Raw genomic sequence first — 17,819 nt, forward strand, 5'->3', positions numbered from 1 at the left:
AGAGAATTTGTCAAATCCGTTGTTTTTGTTTTGTTTACAAAATATAATTTTTTTGTTTGATAAAACACTTTTTTATTTAGTAAAATAAATAAAAAGGTTTTTTATGAAAAAGTTAGTTTTGTACTTTGTTACTTTTGTTGGTTCTCTTTTTTGCGGAGTTTTTTTATGGGATAATGTGCCGTGTGCACATAAAGCCATGCAAGTTACCGCAAGCTATAGCGTGAATGTTTTTGAAAAGAGTTGCCGATTTGTGCGCAAAGTTTCTGGATTTGAGAGGCTGCGAGTTTTTGAGAGGAAATTCTCTCCGGAGCAAGTATTGGCTTTCTTCCCAGAGCATATAGAGGGAAATGCTTCTATAGAGCTAACTTTTGTTCCTCATACACTGATGCATGTGCGTTTTTCTAAAGAAGATGCTGCTAAGAAAACGATGGTAAGTCAAGAAGGAGACATCCTTTGGAACTTAGCAAACGGTGAGATGGTTCTGAATACAGGAGCATGGTCCTATTCTAAAGGATTTAGAGAGTGCTTGATGTTGAAAGCAGGAAAGCAAGATGTCAGTGTTATGCAAACTCTAGCAAATCTTGGAGGAGCTGCTACTAAAGACTCCTTAGCGCAAGCTCTATCTATGAAAAATATCAGAGCTGATAAGGTAATTCGTGCTTGTCAGAAAAAGAAATTGATTTTCTCTACGGGCAGTCAAATAGGAAGTCATTTCCAACAGCTGCAGCCGATTAAAGGTTGTACAACAATCATCCACTCTTCTCCTGTATGGTTGCGAAGACCTCGAGGCTCCTCTATGGTATCGCCACAATTTTCTGAAGATCGCGTAAGCAATCTTGCAGGAATGATTTTTGGAAATAACTTCCTTATTTTAAACAAAGCTGTTGTTTATGTTCCTGTATATCAGGTGTCTTTAATGGCTGCGGATAATAGTGTGCGCATAGAATACATTAACGCGGTAACAGGAAAGCCGTTTTTAGATATTTAAACAGCGATAAATCGAACGGGAAGTTGAGAATTTTCTAAGTCTTTTTGAAGGTCGCTAGTATCGTTGGAGACGAAATAGTCGGTATCAGGAGAAATAGAAGCTATACGCTCATTGTCCTTTGTGAAAACTAGAGAGAGGGTACGCGGTCCAGGATATTTGCGTATGATTTGTTTTAATACACACAAATGACTATGGCGTAATTGCCCAAGATCAAGAGATAGCTTAACTATAGAAGCTTGAGATCGATTATCAGTAGCTTTTGACATAGTAGATGTTTTCCTCTGATTCGTATCTTTATTAGTTTCTAAGTTTAAATACGACATTTTCTGCATCTGACCTTTGATCTTATCAAACATATCATCGCATTCTTGAATGAGCTCTTGGTTAATAAGAGATAAGTCTCTCATCCAGCGGCAGGATAAGCGTAAAGATTCGCTACGTTTATCGATAGATAAAATAGCATAAATTAAACGATCTTCTTCTAAAAGGTCTTGTTGCTCAGTATACATTTCTGGCCATATCGGTAATTCATAAGAATCCACACCGTCATTAACACGTAACAAAGCAAATTTCCTTTGCCCTTTTGAAGAGATCCGCGTGGTGACTTTATCAATAATAAATATGGTTCGAATTACCGAGCCGTGAGGGAGATTTTCAAACTCTCCTGAGTTGACAACAGAAAGTTGAGGTAAAATATCTTTAACGGCATCCATCGGATGCTCAGTAAGATAAATGCCTAATAATTCTTTCTCTTTCTTGAGTATTTCTTTTTTTGATCTACGAACAACATTGGTCGCTGGAGGCAACGCTACACGATGTTCTTGATGCATAGTATTCAAAGAAAAGAATGTCATGACTCCAGTTGCAGCCTCTTTCTTTTCTTTAGATATCGTATCATAGAGAGTTTCTAAAGTCGCTTGAGCAACATCTCTGTCAGATTCAAAAACATCAAAACATCCTGCGTCAATTAGGTTTTCCGTATGCTTCTTAGTAACCTTTTTTAAATCAGAACGTTGGATGAAGTCTTGAATGCTTTGATAGGGACCGTGTTTTTCTCTTTCTTCGACAATACTTTCTACAAGACCTTTTCCTATACCGCGGATAGCTCCCATAGCAAAACGAATCCCTTTATCTGTAGCGACAAAATTTGTTCCTGACTCATTAATATCAGGAGGGAGGATACAGATATCCATGCTATGGGCTTCGTGAATGAGTTTCCCGACCTTCTCAATATCATCAGAGTCACAGGTAAGAAGGGCTGCTAGCCATTCTTTAGGATAGTTTGCTTTAAGGTAAGCAGTTGTATAAGTAATTAATCCATAAGCAGCCGCGTGGGACTTATTAAAGCCATAGGAAGCAAACTTCTCCATTTTATCAAAAATGGTTGTTGCCAAATCTGCATCGATACCATTTTTGCAGGCGCGTTCACAAAACTTTGTACGCTCTTGAAGCATTTGCTGGATATCTTTTTTCCCCATGGCACGACGTAAGACATCACCTTCCCCAAGGGAATAGCTTGCTAGAGAGCCAGCAATTTGCATCACTTGCTCTTGATACACCATAATGCCATAGGTTTCTTTGAGAATCGATTCCATGAGAGGATGATCGTATTCTATGATCTCTTTACCATGCTTTCGGCTAATGAAGGAGGGGATCATATCCATAGGACCAGGACGATATAAAGCGCCTATAGCAATGATTTCTTCAAAGGAATCAGGACAGAGATTTTTTGCTAACTCTTGCATCCCTTTAGATTCCATTTGGAATATCCCCATGGTCTTTCCTTGATGCAAAAGAGCAAAGGTCGTTTTATCATCTAAGGGAAGAGATGCCATCTCTAATAGCTTCCCAGTCTTCTTTTGGATTGCCTGAATAGCAATATGGATACTCGTTAAAGTTTTTAATCCTAAGAAATCAACCTTAAGCATTCCCACACTTTCCACAGGCTTCATGGAAAATTGTGTGGTAATCATTGTAGAATCTTTAGAAATACAGATAGGGATATGATTGGTTAAATGATCTCCACAAATAATAACGCCAGCAGCGTGGACTCCTGTATTGCGGATCGAGCCTTCTAGATGCATCGCCATATCAAGAACTTGAGCCGCCTCAGAGTCATTGGTATATAACTCATTTAGATGAGGATCTGTTTCTAAAGCTTTTGCCAATGTGGTATTCATCTCTGGAATATGCTTGGCGATATGGTTAACTTTAGAAAGAGGGACATCCAAAGTTCTTCCCACATCTTTTACAGCCATTTTGGCTTTCATCGTTCCGAAAGTAATAATCTGAGCCACGTTATCTTTTCCATGCCGCTCTATTGCATAGTTGATAACACGTTCACGCCCCGCCATACAAATATCGATATCGATATCGGGATAGGATAAACGCTCGGGATTGATGAATCTTTCAAAGAACAAATCGAAGCGGATAGGTTCTATTTCTGTAATTCCCAATAAGAATAACATGACAGATCCAGCTCCAGAACCACGGCCAGGACCTACAGGGATTCCGTTATCTTTTGCCCAACGGATAATATCCCAAACGATAAGAAGGTAGTCACACATCCCTTTAGGAATGATAATCGACATTTCCATCTCTAACCGTTCTTTAACTAATTCTAGAGGATCGCGATCGGGAAATTTTTTAGAGATATGCGCAAGTTGTTCTGCAGTATATTTCGTAAACAAGCCCTGTTCGCAAAGCTCACGAAGAAAGGTAGAAGACGCTGCATAGCGCTCTTCTTCGGTATATGTCTGCTTTTCTTTAAGAAACTCAGGAACATAAATAGGATAATGCTTAGACGAAAGATTCAGGCTAAGGTTACATTTATCAGCAACTTCTAAAGTATTGGAGATTGTTTCTGGATGATCGGCGAATAGAAGCGCCATTTCTTCAGGAGACTTAAAATAGTATTCCCTACTGCGGAAAGCTTTTCTTTTAGGATTAGGGATATACGTATTTTGTTTTGCGATTCTTATTGTTTCGCCTATTTGCACATTAAGAAGAATCTCATGCGCTAACCAATCATTAGGATGGATATAATGGATATCATTAGTAGCTACCGAACGAATTCCTAAACGTCGACTAGTTGCTAATACAGCCTGATTAACTTTTATCTGAGCTTCAATAAATTGATGATACTCGTGCTTTAACCATTCTTCTCCCAGAGAAGCTATTTTCTCCTCTGACATTTTGTGGAGCTGGATTTCACTATAAAAATCATCACCAAATAGATTTTGATACCAGAGAAGGTCTTTTTCCAGGGCTTCCTCGGATTCTAAAGCTGCCTGAGCTACAGAGCCAGAAAGACAGGCTGATAGACAAACCAAGCCCTCAGAATGTTGGCTGAGAAGTTCTCTATCTATTCTAGGGAAATAATAAAACCCTTCAGTGAATGCTAATGAGGATAATAAGCAGAGATTGCGGTATCCTTGTTCATTTTTACATAAAAGAATAAGATGATTTGCTACGCGGCTTTTTCTCTCTTTCTTCTTATCAAAACGTGAGGTGGGAGCTACATAAATTTCACAACCAATGATCGGCTTAATGTCATTTTGTCGACACTCTTTATAAAACTCAATCGCACCGTATAAGTTCCCGTGATCTGTTAATGCTAACGAAGGAATTTGATATTCCTTTGCCTTTGCTACAAAGCTCTTAATAGAGCTTGTAGCATCTAAAATGGAATATTGAGAATGACAGTGAAGAGGTATCCAAGTCACCAGTAATCCCTCGTTTCAACCTGCATTATTTTTTAGTCTGTAAACTTCTCTCGGAGGCATTCCATGTAGGTAGGAATAAAACCAAAGCAATTAAAGCACAGCTTAGAAGAGCAATGAAAAATCCTTTCCATCCCCAATCCTGAGCTATTTTTCCTAATGGATAACCTGCAAATGCTGCTCCGAAATAAGCAAACCAACCTGCGAAACCGCTAGCGGTACCCGCAGCTTTTTTATGGGATAATTCAGCAGCTGCTAAACCAATCATCATTTGGGGACCAAATAAGAAGAAACCGATAACAAAGAGCAGGGTGCCGTCTAACCACCACATATCTTGATCTCGGCCATACCACATGCCTAAAATTGCAAATAAGAGTCCTAAAGAAAATACAACATTCATCGGACCGCGCTTGCCCTTGGAAATCTTATCAGATAACCATCCAGCAATTAACATACCGAAAAGCCCGCCGATCTCAAATAGAGAAACGCAGAAGTTGGCCTTTACAGCAACATAACGTTTTGTTTCGATTAAGAATAACGCGCTCCAATCATTTACAGCCATACGGACAACATAAATGAAAAATGAAGCAAAAGATAATAACCAGATCCATTTGTTCTTCAAGACATAGGTGAAGAGGATTTCTCTAGTGGATAATTCTTTTTCAGCTTCTTCTTCTAGGATATCTGCTGTTGTCTTTTCGTGTTTTTTAGCCTTTTGTGCTTTTCTATATTTTTCAATAGCTGGAAGGCCTAAAGATTGTGGCGTATCACGAAGACGGTTGATTAAAACAAATCCCATCATAATACATAGGGCACCTGGAATAAACATCGCCCCACGCCAACCACAGCAATCAATAGCAAACCCTGTAAGAATAGGAATTAAAGCACCACCAATATTATGTGATGTGCTCCATACACTCCACCAAGTCCCTCTTTCGGATTTTGAGTACCAGTGAGTTAATAAACGAGCGCAAGGAGGCCATCCCCATCCTTGAAACCAACCATTAAGTCCCCACCATAAAGCGAATAAAAGAATAGAGGAGGACATTCCGAAAAAGATGTTAGTGAGCCCTGTGATAATTAAACCCAACGCCATGAAGTAACGAGGGTTGGACTGATCAGATATAACGCCGCTAACAAACTTACTGATGCCATAACTGATGTACAAAGTACTACCAATGATCCCTAGTTGTGCTTTATCAAAACCAAGGTCTGTCATCAGCGTAGGCATGGCAAAGGTAAAACTCTTCCTTGTGAAATAATAGAAGACATACCCTATAAACATGCTGTAGAAGATGCGAATTCTCCAATACTTGTACTGTTTTTTGACTAATTCTGGATCATCAAGTTCTTTAATGTGCTTGGGAGGCTGAAAGAATCTGGTCCAAATATTCATCATAAGATCTCATGTTTAAATATTTAATATAGTTTCAGTAGAATAGGGAAGACCCGAGGTTAACATATGGGCATTGAAAAAACAAGAACGTAATAACATGTTGTAGCGTACATAAACATGGATTAATTGTAGTTTTCACTTACTTATTTTAGTATAAATCGACTTATTAATACCTCAGATTACATCTTCCTATTTGTGTTTTATCATTACTAGAAAAATGAAGCAACTGCCTTGGAGAATCGTGTTGTGAAGAGACTGGCTGTACTGTTCATAAGTTTATTTTTAACTCCTATAGGCGTTGGAGATAATAATAGAGAGGCGTCACCTTCTGAGCCTAAGACTTGGGAGAAAATATTACGTGTATGTGTTCAAGAATACGAGTTTCCTCATCGAGAGATTATAGAACCTATCTTTTACAAGCCCCTTGATGCTCATATAGGAAGGGTTTAATTTTGCTCTTTATCTGAATTTGGGATATTCTACTCTTAAATTTGTTCAATTAAAATTAAAGACATACGGTGAAAGTAGCCTTACCCAAAGGGGTTTTCGATATATTCCCTTATATTACTGATGCGAAACATATGTGGAGACACACTTCCTTGTGGCATCGGGTGGAAGATGTTATTCATGAAGTATGTGATTTATACGGATTCTCAGAAATCCGCACACCTGTTTTTGAAAAGTCAGAAGTGTTCTTACATGTTGGAGAGCAAAGCGACATCGTAAAAAAAGAAATGTACACTTTTCTAGATAAGAAAGGACGGTCGTTGACTCTACGCCCTGAAGGAACAGCTCCAATAGTGCGTTCGTTCATAGATAATCCTATGAGTCAACGTGAAGATAATAAATTCTATTACATCCTTCCTATGTTCCGCTACGAGCGTCAACAATCTGGAAGGTACCGTCAGCACCATCAATTTGGTGTAGAAGCTATAGGAGTGCGCCATCCTCTTCGTGATGCAGAAGTTCTCAGCTTACTCTGGAATTTTTATTCCGCAATAGGTTTGCAGTATATGCAAATTCAATTGAATTTTTTAGGGGGAAGTGCCACACGTAAGCGCTACGATCAAGTTTTGCGTGGATACTTTCTCCAACATTTAGATTCCCTGTCTTCTTTAAGTAAAGAAAGATTTAATACAAATCTATTGAGAATATTAGACTCTAAAGAGCCAGAGGACCAAGAGATTATTAAGTCTGCGCCTCCTATTCTTGAATATGTGTCTGATGAAGATCGAAAATATTTTGATGAGATTCTTTCTGCTTTAAGTGCTTTAAATATTCCTTACTCTATTAATTCGAGATTAGTTCGAGGTTTAGACTACTATACCGATGTGGTTTTCGAAGCGATCACAACATTCGGAGGGCATTCTTATGCCTTGGGAGGGGGAGGCCGTTACGACGGACTTATTGCTGCATCTGGAGGCGTCGCAACTCCTGCATGTGGTTTTGGAGTCGGTTTAGAGAGAGTTATTCAAACTCTATTAGCTCAGGGGAATCTAACACTTCCATCTTCTCATAAATTACGTTTGATCCCTGTTGAGCCGGAAGCGGATTCTTTCTGTTTTGTTTGGGCGCAACATTTACGTAGTTTAGGCATCCCTACAGAAGTAGATTGGACACATAAGAAATTGAAAGCTGCTTTAAAAACAGCAGATACAGAGAAAGTAACTTTTGTTTGTCCAATAGGAGAGAGAGAGTTACTTTCCGAGCAATTAACCATTAAAAACATGTCTTTACGCCAAGAGTTCTCTGGTTCGAAGCAAGAGGTAGAGCAAAGGTTGCTATATGAAATACAGAACACATCGTTGTAATGAATTGTCCCTAAGCAATGTTGGAGAACGTGTGCGCGTATCCGGATGGGTGCATCGTTATCGTAATCATGGGGGCGTCGTTTTTATAGATTTACGAGACCGTTTTGGGATTACGCAGATAGTATGTCGTGAAGATGAGAAACCAGAATTACATCAGTTAGTTGACTCTGTGCGTTCGGAGTGGGTGCTCTCTGTAGAAGGAACTGTATGCCGACGTTTAGAGGGTATGGAAAACGCTAATTTAGCTACCGGGGATATAGAAGTAGAGATTGAAAAAGTAGACATCTTGTCGAAAGCTAAAAATCTTCCTTTTTCTATTTCTGATGACCATATTCATGTGAATGAAGAGTTGCGATTAGAATATCGCTATTTGGATATGCGTAGAGGGCAAATTTTAGACCGCTTAATTTATCGTCATAAAGTGATGTTGGCCTGTCGTCAATATATGGACAAGCAGGGTTTTACTGAGGTTGTGACTCCAGTTTTAGGTAAATCCACTCCTGAAGGAGCTAGAGATTACCTTGTTCCTTCTAGGATATATCCTGGAAGTTTTTATGCTTTACCTCAGTCTCCACAATTGTTTAAACAAATTCTGATGGTGGGTGGTTTAGATCGTTATTTTCAAATAGCCACTTGTTTTAGAGATGAAGATCTTCGCGCAGATCGTCAGCCAGAATTTGCTCAGATTGATATTGAGATGAGTTTTGCTACACCTGATGATCTCTTCCCTATTATTGAACAATTAGTGGTCGAGATGTTTTCTGTTCAGGGAATTAAAATAGATCTGCCCTTGCCTAGAATGACGTATCAAGAAGCAAAAGATTTGTATGGAACGGATAAGCCAGATCTTCGATTTGGTTTGCAATTACGCGATTGTCGAGAGCATGCAAAACAGTTTTCTTTCTCTATCTTTTTAGATCAGCTGGCGCAGGGAGGCACAATAAAAGGTTTCTGTGTTCCTGGTGGTGCAGACATGTCCCGTAAACAGCTTGATGTTTACACAGAGTTTGTAAAGCGTTACGGCGCTATGGGCCTTGTTTGGATTAAAAAACAAGAAAATGGCTTAGCTTCTAATGTTGCTAAATTTGCGTCAGAAGAGGTGTTTGACGCCATGTTTGCTGATTTTAGTGCTAAAGATAATGATATCTTACTTTTGATAGCAGCTCCGGAATCTATAGCCAACCAATCTTTAGATCATCTACGTAGATTGATTGGTAAAGAGCGCAACCTATATAACGAATCGCAATACAATTTCGTTTGGATTACAGATTTCCCTCTATTTGCTAAAGAAGAAGGAAAGATATGCTCAGAGCATCATCCATTTACTTCACCTTTAGATGAGGATATTTCTTTATTGGATACAGATCCTTTATCCGTACGCTCTTCAAGTTATGATTTAGTTCTTAACGGATACGAAATAGCTTCGGGATCACAACGTATTCATAACGCAGATTTGCAAAATAAAATCTTTTCTATTTTAGAGCTGTCGCCCGAGAGTATAAAAGAAAAATTCGGTTTCTTTATAGATGCTTTAAGTTTTGGTACACCACCACATTTAGGAATTGCTTTAGGTTTGGATCGTATTATGATGGTGTTAACAGGGGCTGAAGGTATTCGAGAAGTAATAGCTTTCCCGAAAACTCAAAAGGCTGCAGATTTGATGATGAATGCGCCTGCGGAAATTATGACTTCCCAATTAAAAGAACTAAATATTAAGGTAACTTCTTAAATAATTTTATACCTATTTTAGGTGCATGGCACCCTATAAGGTGAGTGTCTAGGCTACAACCATAGGAGAGAAAATATGAAAAAACGATGGCATTTAATGATAATAACAATGGTTGTGTCCTTTTCCATTGCTTCCTGTGATTCAAGTTCTCAAAGAGGGAACCAAATAGCACAAGTTGAGGAGAAAAGCGCTGCCAACGATTCGCAACTTTCTGTAAATCAACAGATATCGCGTACTTTCGGTCATTTGCTCGCAAGACAGTTACGCAAATCAGAAGATATCATGATGGATATCGCTGAGGTTGCTAAAGGATTGCAAGGTGAGCTAGAATGCAAAAGCGCACCTTTAACTGAATCAGAATATGAGGAAAAAATGGCAGAAATACAGAAATTAGTTTTCGAGAAAAAAGCGAAGGAAAATCTCTCCTTGGCAGAAAGATTCCTACAAGAAAATAAGAAAAATTCAGGTGTTGTCGAAGTACAAGCTGATAAACTGCAATACCGCATTGTCAAAGAAGGTACAGGGAGAGCTATTTCAGGTAAGCCTTCAGCGCTTCTTCACTACAAGGGGACTTTTATCGATGGTCAGGTATTTAGTAGCTCAGAAGCTAATAAAGAGCCTATTCTTCTTCCTCTAGCACAAACAATACCTGGATTTGCTTTAGGTATGCAGGGAATGAAAGAAGGTGAAACTCGTATCCTTTACATCCATCCTGATCTTGCTTATGGAACTTCTGGCCAACTGCCTCCGAACTCTTTATTGATTTTTGAAATCAATTTAATCGAAACTACAGATGATTCTGTAGCAGCACAAAACACAGAGAATGAAAACACTGCCTCATGAAAGTAGTTCTTTATAATCCTGATATTCCCCAGAACACGGGGAATATAGGAAGAACGTGTATAGCTCTAGGTGCTGAATTAATTTTAGTGAGGCCCCTAGGGTTTTCTTTATTGGATAAATTTGTTAAGCGCGCAGGGATGGATTACTGGGATAAGGTTAATCTATCTGTTGTAGACTCTTTAGACGAAGCTTTATCCGGAGTAGATCAAAACAAGGTTTTTTGTCTTTCAACCAAAGGATCACAATACTATGGGGATGTTTCTCTCCCTATGGATGGTGTGTATGTTTTTGGTTCTGAATCAAAAGGATTGCCAGAAGACGTATTAAAGAAATACTACAACCACTGTTATTACCTACCAATGCGGCCTGGTATCAGATCTTTGAATTTGGCAACAACTGTGGGCGTAGTACTTTTTGAAGCAGTTCGACAAAATAATCAAAGTGCTTGTATCCGCAATGGGGATTAAGAGTGCTGATTAATTAACCTAATCAAAGAATCCTTATCTTTTAGTCCGACTACACGATCAACCTCTTTCCCATCCTTAAATAGAATTAGAGTAGGAATTGAAGAAACACCGTACTGCTCTGCTGGTGCAGGATGGTCATCTATATTGACTTTTCCAATAAGCACTGAGGAGACTTCTGCTTCAAGACTTTCTAATACAGGGGTGAGCATTTTGCAAGGGCCACACCATTCAGCAAAAAAGTCTATAAGTACTAGGCCCGTGGCGATGAAGGAATTGAAATTTTCAGCAGATACGACTTTGACCATAATTCTCCAATAAGTTCGGGGGATTCATTTTGAATGTTACTTGCAGCTAAGAAGACTTGAACTTCCATGAGCCTAAGCTCACTAGAACCTGAATCTAGCGCGTCTACCGGTTCCGCCATAGCTGCATGAAGGCAGATTGTAGACATAGGTTAAAAAAAACACAATTCAGAAACTTTTTCAAAGGAAAAGAGAAAAAATCCCTATCTATTTCCACTGTTCTTTAATGGGAATGAATAGAGAGCGTCTACCTCTATGTATGCAAGGCGCTTGTGTTAGAAAAATCCTCACATGCCTCTGTATAGGTTATTCATGTTTGTCAGGTCTTCTAATTGTTTTTAATCACTTGATTTGAAATACTTTGAGAGTCTGTTAAAGACTATTTTAAGATTAAAAATTCTCAAGGAATGTTATGGAAACAGAACAATATGAAACTTCTGAGAACATGAAACAATTCTTTCAAAATCTAGAAAAAATCAAACTTTTCTTACAGGAACATGCGAACGAACATCCAAAACTTCAAGAAGCTTTTGATATGTTCGATAAAACATTTAAAGTTGAAGATTAAAAGAGATGAATAGTTTTATATTTAGGATGATGATCTGCTTTAGACGCCTGTGTGAGGGCCAGTAGAAGTTCTGGAGCTTCCATAGTAGATCCTAGAGGAAAGAGTTCTTTAGATATCTAAGAGCTTAAAAATTCTAACTATTAAAATTATTTTCTAATTTTTTCTTAGGCTTCATTATTTTAGTGCGGCATATTTAATAAAATGCCGCCGTAGTTAAAAAACCCCCACAATAACACCACTCTTTGCTTTATTGCAAATAATCAAATTATCTTTTTAGAGGGCGCAATAGGCTAGCAGCTTTATGTTCAACATAATTCTCGTGTTATGCTAGTATGATTAATTTAATGTGAAACAGCACTAAACTATTCTTGAGTTTATTGTTTTAGAAAACAGTTTTTCTTCAGTAAACCAAGAAAGCTTTTAATTTGCTTCATTAGCTGAAAAAGGGATGAGCATGAATATTTCTGGAAGTATCAAACAGAAACTTCTCCAGTTTTTGGGAAAACAAAAAGCACCAGAATTGTTGGCTACGTATTTATTTTATCTAGAACAAGCTCTAAATATAAATCCTGTGGTTTTTGCTCGCGACAAAATAATTTTTAAAACTCCAGAAGATGCTATTCGAATTCTTGAGGAAGATAAAAAGATTTGGCGCGAAACAGAGATACAAATTCGCTCTGGGAAGCCAGAAGTTAACGAACACACAAAAAGAATCTATATTTGTCCTTTCACTGGGAAAGTATTTGCTGACAACGTGTACGCTGATCCTCAAGACGCTATTTATGATTGGCTATCCTCTTGCCCTCAAAATACAGAGCGCCAAAGTGGTGTCCGTGTAAAACGTTTCCTTGTATCCGATGATCCAAATATGATCAAAGAGTACATAGTCCCTCCTAAAGAGCCAATTGTTAAAACTGTTTTTGCCTCCGCTATTACGGGGAAATTGTTCCATAGTTTGCCAGCGCTTATAGAAGACTTCACTTCTACATATTTACGTCCTATGACTTTGGAAGAAGTGCAAAATCAAAATAAGTTCCAATTGGAAGGCACTTTCTTATCTTTGCTACAAGATGCTCTCGAGGAAGACAAAATTGCTGAGTTTGTAGAAAGCTTAGCGGACGATACGGCCTTTCATGTATATATTAGTCAATGGGTAGATACAGAAGAGTAACCAATTCTGCTCAAGAAACTGTGGACATAGGCATCGAACTCGGCAAAATAGTCCCTCAAGGAGTTGTTTTGTTATTGTTTGGTGATTATGGTTCAGGGAAAACAGAATTTGTGCGCGGTATTGTACAAGGGTATTTAGGGGACACTCTAGCTCAAGAAGTTGCTAGTCCCTCGTTTTCTCTTTTACATGTGTATGGTAGTGAACCGCGAAGAATCTGCCACTATGATCTTTATCGGATAGATGCTATTGGAGAGGATCAGCAAGGCCTTTTTCAAGATGCTGAAGAAGACGATATTTTATGTGTGGAATGGCCGGACAAAATAACATTACCGCGATTCCGAGAGACAATACAGATTCATATTAATGTGCTAACTGCTGTTCAAAGAGAGGTGAGCATAGATGCCTCACCATCGATAATGTTAAAATTGCTGAAGGAATAAAAGAGAATCATGACTTTACTAAAAGATACGATTTTTGTTTGCCTGGATTGTGAAATGACTGGGCTGGATGTAAAAAAAGATCGTATTATTGAATTTGCTGCAATGCGTTTCACTTTTGATAAGGTGATAGATTCCATGGAGACTCTGATCAATCCCGACCGTGTAATTTCAGCAGAATCACAAAGAATACACCGTATTTCCGATGCAATGTTAAAAGATCAGCCTAGGATTGCGGAGGTGTTTCCGAAAATTAAGTCCTTTCTGAAAGAAGGAGACTACATAGTTGGACATAGCGTAGGGTTTGATTTGCAGGTCTTAACTCAAGAAGCTGAGAGAATAGGGGAGAGTTTCTTATCTAAGTACTACATTATCGATACTTTAAGATTGGCGAAAGAGTACGGAGATAGCCCGAATAATTCACTAGAAGCTTTAGCTGTACATTTCAATGTTCCTTATGATGGTAATCATCGCGCTATGAAAGACGTAGAGATTAACATCAATATTTTCAAACATTTCTGTAAGCGTTTCCGCACCATAGAACAACTTAAGCAAATGTTGTCAAAACCAATAAAGATGAAGTATATGCCTTTAGGTAAACATAAAGGGCGCTGCTTCTCAGAAATTCCTTTATCTTACCTACAGTGGGCATCTAAAATGGATTTTGACGCCGACCTACTCTTTTCTATAAGACACGAAATTAAGCATCGGCAAAAAGGCACAGGATTTACTCAAGTTAATAACCCATTTATAGGATTATAGAACAAATCTGATTTATAAAAAGTTTATTTGAAATCTTTAAATTTCGATTTATTAAAGAAATCAAAAATATCGTTTCAAGTAATCTCTTGATTTTCTTTAGGGCTAAGGATACTATCCAACAAAAAGTAGGAAGCGCTGTCTCTTCCCGAGGGAATTTTTAATGCTTAAGAAAAAGCCCGTATCTTTCAGTTGTATTGATGGCCATATCTATAAAATTTTCCCAAACGATCTAAATACCAATAACACCGTATTCGGTGGTCTATTAATGAGTTTACTAGATCGTTTAGCTCTTGTAGTTGCAGAAAGACATACAGAAGGAATTTGCGTAACAGCTTTTGTGGACGCTCTACGTTTTTATGCTCCTGCCTATATGGGAGAAAATCTAATTTGTAAAGCTGCTGTTAATCGTACGTGGAAAACTTCGTTAGAAGTTGGAGTGAAAGTATGGGCAGAGAACATCTATAAGCAGGAAAGACGTCATATTACCTCTGCCTATTTTACATTTGTTTCGGTAGATGAGAATAATGCTCCTACTCCTGTGCATCAGGTTGTTCCAGAAACCCCTGAAGAAAAACGCCGCTACGATGAGGCTGATCAGCGTAGACAATCTCGATTGAATATGAATAAATAGGAACGCTTTGTTCAGAATTCTTAGTTTTCTTTGTTCCTGGATTCTCATAGCCTTTGCTCAACCCGATATGAGTTGGTTTTTTTCTCTATTGGGGAGTGCCGTGGGTTACGGACTTTTGTGGTATAGTTTAGAACCTCAAAAGAGCCCCAAGCTATCTTGGAGGCAACTGACATCACTATTATTCTTGTGGTCTGTTACGGTATATGGAGTGCATTTTTCTTGGATGCTCTCAGATTTATATGTCGGGAAATTTATCTACGTAGTTTGGGGCGTGCTCATTAGTTTGTTAGCACTGCTATTTACAGCTTTCTCTTGTCTGTTGTTTTTTATCGTGCGCAAAAAACACACGAAAATTCTTTGGTGTTTACCTGGTCTATGGGTAGCCGTGGAGATGGTGAGATTTTATTTTCTTTGTTCAGGAATGTCCTTGGACTATTTAGGTTGGCCTATTACCGCAAATGCTTATGGACGCCAATTTGGAGGTTTTTTTGGCTGGGCTGGAGAAAGTTTTATCCTAGTCGCTACAGGAATTAGCTTTTACCAGGTATTGTTGAGAAAGTGTTTTTCACGATACGTATGGTTGGGATGTTTGCTTTTCCCTTATATTTTAGGAGGAGTGCATTATGAATATCTCAAAAATACTTTTTCAAAAGAAGAAAACCTACGCGTTGCTGTTATACAGCCTGCATCTTCAATGCTTCTAGAAGGGCCCTGGTCAGGATCCCCAGCAATGGCTTGGCAAAGGCTGGTTAGTCTTTCTTCTATTGTAAGAAAACCTGTAGATCTTCTTATTTTCCCTGAAGTTTCTGTTCCCTTTGGAAGAGATAGAAAAGTCTATCCTTACGATGATAGTCAGGTAATACTTTCCCCCCTGACACATTTTAAACATCAAGATGAGCTATTAGCCAATGTAGATTGGATGCAAGCCCTTTCCAACCATTTTAATTGTCCTATTCTTATGGGTTTAGAGAGATGGGAAGAGCTAGATTCTAAATTGCATCTGTACAACTCCGCAGAGTGTATTTCTCAACATGGCGAGCTAATTGGATACGATAAACGTATTTTAGTTCCTGGAGGAGAATATATCCCCGGAGGAAAAATTGGCTGGTCAGTTTGTAAGAAATATTTTCCAGAATATGCATTGTCATGTCAACGGATCCCTGGAGCGCGTTCCGGAGTTATAGAGGTAGAAAATTTACCAAAAATGGGAGTTTCTATTTGTTATGAAGAGACTTTCGGAATGCTATTGCGTAATTATAAGCGAGAAGGAGCAAAGCTCCTTGTCAACCTAACCAATGATGGATGGTATCCCTCATCAAGGTTGCCACAAGTGCATTTTTATCATGGGATTTTACGAAATCAGGAATTGGGAATGCCCTGTGTTCGTTCTTGCCATACGGGAATTACTGTAGCTGCAGACGCATTGGGGAGAGTAATAAAAATGCTTCCTTATGAGACGCGTTATAGAAAAGCCTCCCCAGGAGTTTTACAAGTATCTCTTCCTATGCAAAATTATCCAACTTTGTATGCATTTTGGGGAGATTTTCCAATGATTTTCTTGTCTTTGTTATCTATTGGATGCATTGGTTGTTATTTTGGATATCGCTTGCTTGCTAAAAAAGAAAAAGCATAATATACGGACACTCTTTGTCAGGTTTTTGCATGTTAGAACGAGCTCAAAGAACGTTAAAGCGCGAAGTACGTTATTCAGGTGTGGGAATTCACTTCGGAAAGTCAGCGACTTTAACTTTAGAACCTGCCAAAGAAAATACTGGAATAGTCTTTTGCCGCTCCGATCTTTTAGGAGAACGTATCCCCGCTTTACTCCCACATGTATACAATACAGGGCGCAGCACTACCTTATCAGCAGGAGATTCGGTTATTGCTACCGTTGAGCACCTTATGGCTGCTTTACGTTCAAGTAATATTGACAATGTCATTGTTCGCTGTAGTGAAGAGGAAATCCCCATAGGGGACGGAAGCTCTCACGTTTTTATGCAGCTCATAGATGATGCTGGTATTTGTACGCAGAATGATAAAGTTCCCATTGCGAGACTATCTCAGCCTGTGTACTATCAGTCCCAGGATACTTTTCTCGCTGCATTTCCTTGTGACGAGTTAAAGATTTCTTACACCTTACACTATCCTCAAAGTCCGACTATAGGGACCCAATACCGTTCTTTCGTTATTACGGAAGAATCTTTCCGTAAGGAGATCGCTCCTTGCAGAACGTTTGCTCTGTATAATGAGCTGTGTTTCTTAATGGATAGAGGTTTGATTAGAGGAGGGTGTTTGGAAAATGCCGTGGTTTTTAAAGATGATGGTGTCATTAGTCTTGGGCAATTGCGGTTTTCAGACGAGCCTGTAAGGCATAAAATTTTGGATTTGATAGGGGATCTATCTTTGGTAGGCAGACCTTTTGTTGCTCATATTGTCGCAGTAGGGTCAGGACATTCTTCAAACATTGCCTTGGGTAGAAAAATTTTAGAAGTGCTACAACCCTAAGAAATGAGTGACAGATGAAAGAGGCGCCTGTAATTAAATTACGAGAATTATTAAACTTACTTCCACATCGTTATCCTTTTTTGCTTGTGGATAAGGTGTTGTCTTATGATTTAGAGAAGCGATCCATTGTTGCACAAAAAAATGTAACAATAAATGAGCCTTTTTTTGTAGGGCATTTTCCTGAAGTACCCATTATGCCTGGAGTGTTAATATTAGAATCTTTAGCGCAAGCAGCCGGAGTTTTGCTAGGCTTGGTTTTAGAAAACGACAGAAATAAAAGGTTGGCTTTGTTTTTGGGAATACAAAAAGCGAAGTTTCGTCAGGCTGTGAGACCTGGTGACATTCTTACATTGAGCGCTGAATTTTCATTGATTTCGTCGAAGGGAGGAAAAGCTTCGGCACGAGCTTGTGTGGGTTCTCAGGTTGCTGCTGAGGGAGAACTGAGCTTTGCTCTTGTAGATAAGCAATCTTTAGATTAACGGAGACA

Annotated in this window: 16 protein-coding genes and 1 tRNA gene; 13 read left to right on the plus strand and 4 right to left on the minus strand. The window is 38.7% G+C overall.

Annotated elements, in window-relative coordinates; translation table 11 throughout:
* Positions 1-103 precede the first annotated feature (103 nt).
* Positions 104-988 (plus strand): membrane protein, encoded by an 885-nt coding sequence (locus CCA_RS00395; RefSeq protein WP_011006045.1) that lies wholly within the window; start codon positions 104-106, stop codon positions 986-988.
* Here the strand turns inward: CCA_RS00395 and dnaE are convergent.
* Together dnaE and pgtP are read right to left on the minus strand one after the other, a co-directional pair.
* Positions 985-4,713, minus strand: a complete 3,729-nt coding sequence (gene dnaE, locus CCA_RS00400; RefSeq protein WP_011006046.1) for a DNA polymerase III subunit alpha — start codon at positions 4,711-4,713, stop codon at positions 985-987. The two genes, CCA_RS00395 and dnaE, sit on opposite strands and share 4 nt — an antisense overlap.
* A gap of 25 nt (positions 4,714-4,738) precedes the next feature.
* Positions 4,739-6,106 carry an MFS transporter gene (gene pgtP / locus CCA_RS00405; RefSeq protein ID WP_011006047.1) on the minus strand — a complete coding sequence of 456 codons (1,368 nt, stop codon included), beginning with the start codon at positions 6,104-6,106 and terminating at the stop codon, positions 4,739-4,741.
* A gap of 518 nt (positions 6,107-6,624) precedes the next feature.
* Between pgtP and hisS the strand changes: the two genes are divergently transcribed.
* The 4 genes from hisS to CCA_RS00430 all read left to right on the plus strand — a co-directional run bounded on the left by hisS (position 6,625) and on the right by CCA_RS00430 (position 10,956).
* The gene (gene hisS, locus CCA_RS00415; RefSeq protein WP_011006049.1) at positions 6,625-7,917 is read left to right on the plus strand and encodes a histidine--tRNA ligase; all 1,293 of its coding nucleotides are present in this window, start codon (positions 6,625-6,627) and stop codon (positions 7,915-7,917) included.
* Positions 7,892-9,646 (plus strand): aspartate--tRNA ligase, encoded by a 1,755-nt coding sequence (aspS, locus tag CCA_RS00420; protein WP_011006050.1) that lies wholly within the window; start codon positions 7,892-7,894, stop codon positions 9,644-9,646. The genes hisS and aspS overlap by 26 nt, the downstream gene beginning before the upstream one ends.
* A gap of 75 nt (positions 9,647-9,721) precedes the next feature.
* The gene (locus CCA_RS00425; RefSeq protein WP_011006051.1) at positions 9,722-10,489 is read left to right on the plus strand and encodes an FKBP-type peptidyl-prolyl cis-trans isomerase; all 768 of its coding nucleotides are present in this window, start codon (positions 9,722-9,724) and stop codon (positions 10,487-10,489) included.
* Complete coding sequence (locus tag CCA_RS00430) at positions 10,486-10,956, plus strand: tRNA (cytidine(34)-2'-O)-methyltransferase (protein ID WP_011006052.1); 471 nt, start codon at positions 10,486-10,488, stop codon at positions 10,954-10,956. The genes CCA_RS00425 and CCA_RS00430 overlap by 4 nt, the downstream gene beginning before the upstream one ends.
* Here CCA_RS00430 and trxA read toward each other — a convergent pair.
* The gene (gene trxA / locus CCA_RS00435; RefSeq protein WP_011006053.1) at positions 10,953-11,261 is read right to left on the minus strand and encodes a thioredoxin; all 309 of its coding nucleotides are present in this window, start codon (positions 11,259-11,261) and stop codon (positions 10,953-10,955) included. The genes CCA_RS00430 and trxA overlap by 4 nt on opposite strands.
* Before the next feature lie 41 nt (positions 11,262-11,302).
* Positions 11,303-11,386, minus strand: a tRNA-Leu gene (locus tag CCA_RS00440).
* Positions 11,387-11,670: 284 nt separating this feature from the next.
* Here CCA_RS00440 and CCA_RS05350 point away from each other — a divergent pair.
* The 8 genes from CCA_RS05350 to fabZ all read left to right on the plus strand — a co-directional run bounded on the left by CCA_RS05350 (position 11,671) and on the right by fabZ (position 17,811).
* The gene (locus CCA_RS05350) at positions 11,671-11,826 is read left to right on the plus strand and encodes a hypothetical protein (RefSeq protein ID WP_011006055.1); all 156 of its coding nucleotides are present in this window, start codon (positions 11,671-11,673) and stop codon (positions 11,824-11,826) included.
* A gap of 454 nt (positions 11,827-12,280) precedes the next feature.
* Positions 12,281-12,997: a DUF2709 domain-containing protein gene (locus CCA_RS00445; RefSeq protein ID WP_011006056.1), complete on the plus strand. Its 717-nt coding sequence runs from the start codon at positions 12,281-12,283 to the stop codon at positions 12,995-12,997.
* Positions 12,976-13,437, plus strand: a complete 462-nt coding sequence (gene tsaE, locus CCA_RS00450) for a tRNA (adenosine(37)-N6)-threonylcarbamoyltransferase complex ATPase subunit type 1 TsaE (protein WP_011006057.1) — start codon at positions 12,976-12,978, stop codon at positions 13,435-13,437. The genes CCA_RS00445 and tsaE overlap by 22 nt, the downstream gene beginning before the upstream one ends.
* Before the next feature lie 9 nt (positions 13,438-13,446).
* Complete coding sequence (locus CCA_RS00455; RefSeq protein ID WP_011006058.1) at positions 13,447-14,196, plus strand: putative quorum-sensing-regulated virulence factor; 750 nt, start codon at positions 13,447-13,449, stop codon at positions 14,194-14,196.
* Between the two features lie 160 nt (positions 14,197-14,356).
* Complete coding sequence (locus CCA_RS00460) at positions 14,357-14,827, plus strand: acyl-CoA thioesterase (RefSeq protein WP_011006059.1); 471 nt, start codon at positions 14,357-14,359, stop codon at positions 14,825-14,827.
* Positions 14,828-14,834: 7 nt separating this feature from the next.
* Positions 14,835-16,460 (plus strand): apolipoprotein N-acyltransferase, encoded by a 1,626-nt coding sequence (gene lnt, locus CCA_RS00465; protein ID WP_011006060.1) that lies wholly within the window; start codon positions 14,835-14,837, stop codon positions 16,458-16,460.
* 29 nt (positions 16,461-16,489) lie between these two features.
* Positions 16,490-17,332 carry a UDP-3-O-acyl-N-acetylglucosamine deacetylase gene (gene lpxC, locus CCA_RS00470; protein WP_041462191.1) on the plus strand — a complete coding sequence of 281 codons (843 nt, stop codon included), beginning with the start codon at positions 16,490-16,492 and terminating at the stop codon, positions 17,330-17,332.
* A 14-nt stretch (positions 17,333-17,346) separates the two neighbouring features.
* Positions 17,347-17,811 carry a 3-hydroxyacyl-ACP dehydratase FabZ gene (gene fabZ, locus CCA_RS00475; RefSeq protein WP_011006062.1) on the plus strand — a complete coding sequence of 155 codons (465 nt, stop codon included), beginning with the start codon at positions 17,347-17,349 and terminating at the stop codon, positions 17,809-17,811.
* Positions 17,812-17,819 lie beyond the last annotated feature (8 nt).

This window comes from Chlamydia caviae GPIC, assembly GCF_000007605.1.
Classification (GTDB): Bacteria; Chlamydiota; Chlamydiia; order Chlamydiales; family Chlamydiaceae; genus Chlamydia; species Chlamydia caviae.

Excerpts from the sequence above, each read along its gene's own strand:
- CCA_RS00445 (WP_011006056.1), top strand. The coding sequence starts at position 12,281 with ATGAATATTTCTGGAAGTATCAAACAGAAACTTCTCCAGTTTTTGGGA.
- CCA_RS00460 (WP_011006059.1), top strand. The coding sequence starts at position 14,357 with ATGCTTAAGAAAAAGCCCGTATCTTTCAGTTGTATTGATGGCCATATC.
- CCA_RS00455 (WP_011006058.1), top strand. The coding sequence starts at position 13,447 with ATGACTTTACTAAAAGATACGATTTTTGTTTGCCTGGATTGTGAAATG.
- fabZ (WP_011006062.1), top strand. The coding sequence starts at position 17,347 with ATGAAAGAGGCGCCTGTAATTAAATTACGAGAATTATTAAACTTACTT.
- CCA_RS00395 (WP_011006045.1), top strand. The coding sequence starts at position 104 with ATGAAAAAGTTAGTTTTGTACTTTGTTACTTTTGTTGGTTCTCTTTTT.
- CCA_RS00430 (WP_011006052.1), top strand. The coding sequence starts at position 10,486 with ATGAAAGTAGTTCTTTATAATCCTGATATTCCCCAGAACACGGGGAAT.
- aspS (WP_011006050.1), top strand. The coding sequence starts at position 7,892 with ATGAAATACAGAACACATCGTTGTAATGAATTGTCCCTAAGCAATGTT.
- CCA_RS00425 (WP_011006051.1), top strand. The coding sequence starts at position 9,722 with ATGAAAAAACGATGGCATTTAATGATAATAACAATGGTTGTGTCCTTT.
- tsaE (WP_011006057.1), top strand. The coding sequence starts at position 12,976 with ATGGGTAGATACAGAAGAGTAACCAATTCTGCTCAAGAAACTGTGGAC.
- trxA (WP_011006053.1), bottom strand. The coding sequence starts at position 11,261 with ATGGTCAAAGTCGTATCTGCTGAAAATTTCAATTCCTTCATCGCCACG.
- pgtP (WP_011006047.1), bottom strand. The coding sequence starts at position 6,106 with ATGAATATTTGGACCAGATTCTTTCAGCCTCCCAAGCACATTAAAGAA.
- lpxC (WP_041462191.1), top strand. The coding sequence starts at position 16,490 with ATGTTAGAACGAGCTCAAAGAACGTTAAAGCGCGAAGTACGTTATTCA.
- CCA_RS05350 (WP_011006055.1), top strand. The coding sequence starts at position 11,671 with ATGGAAACAGAACAATATGAAACTTCTGAGAACATGAAACAATTCTTT.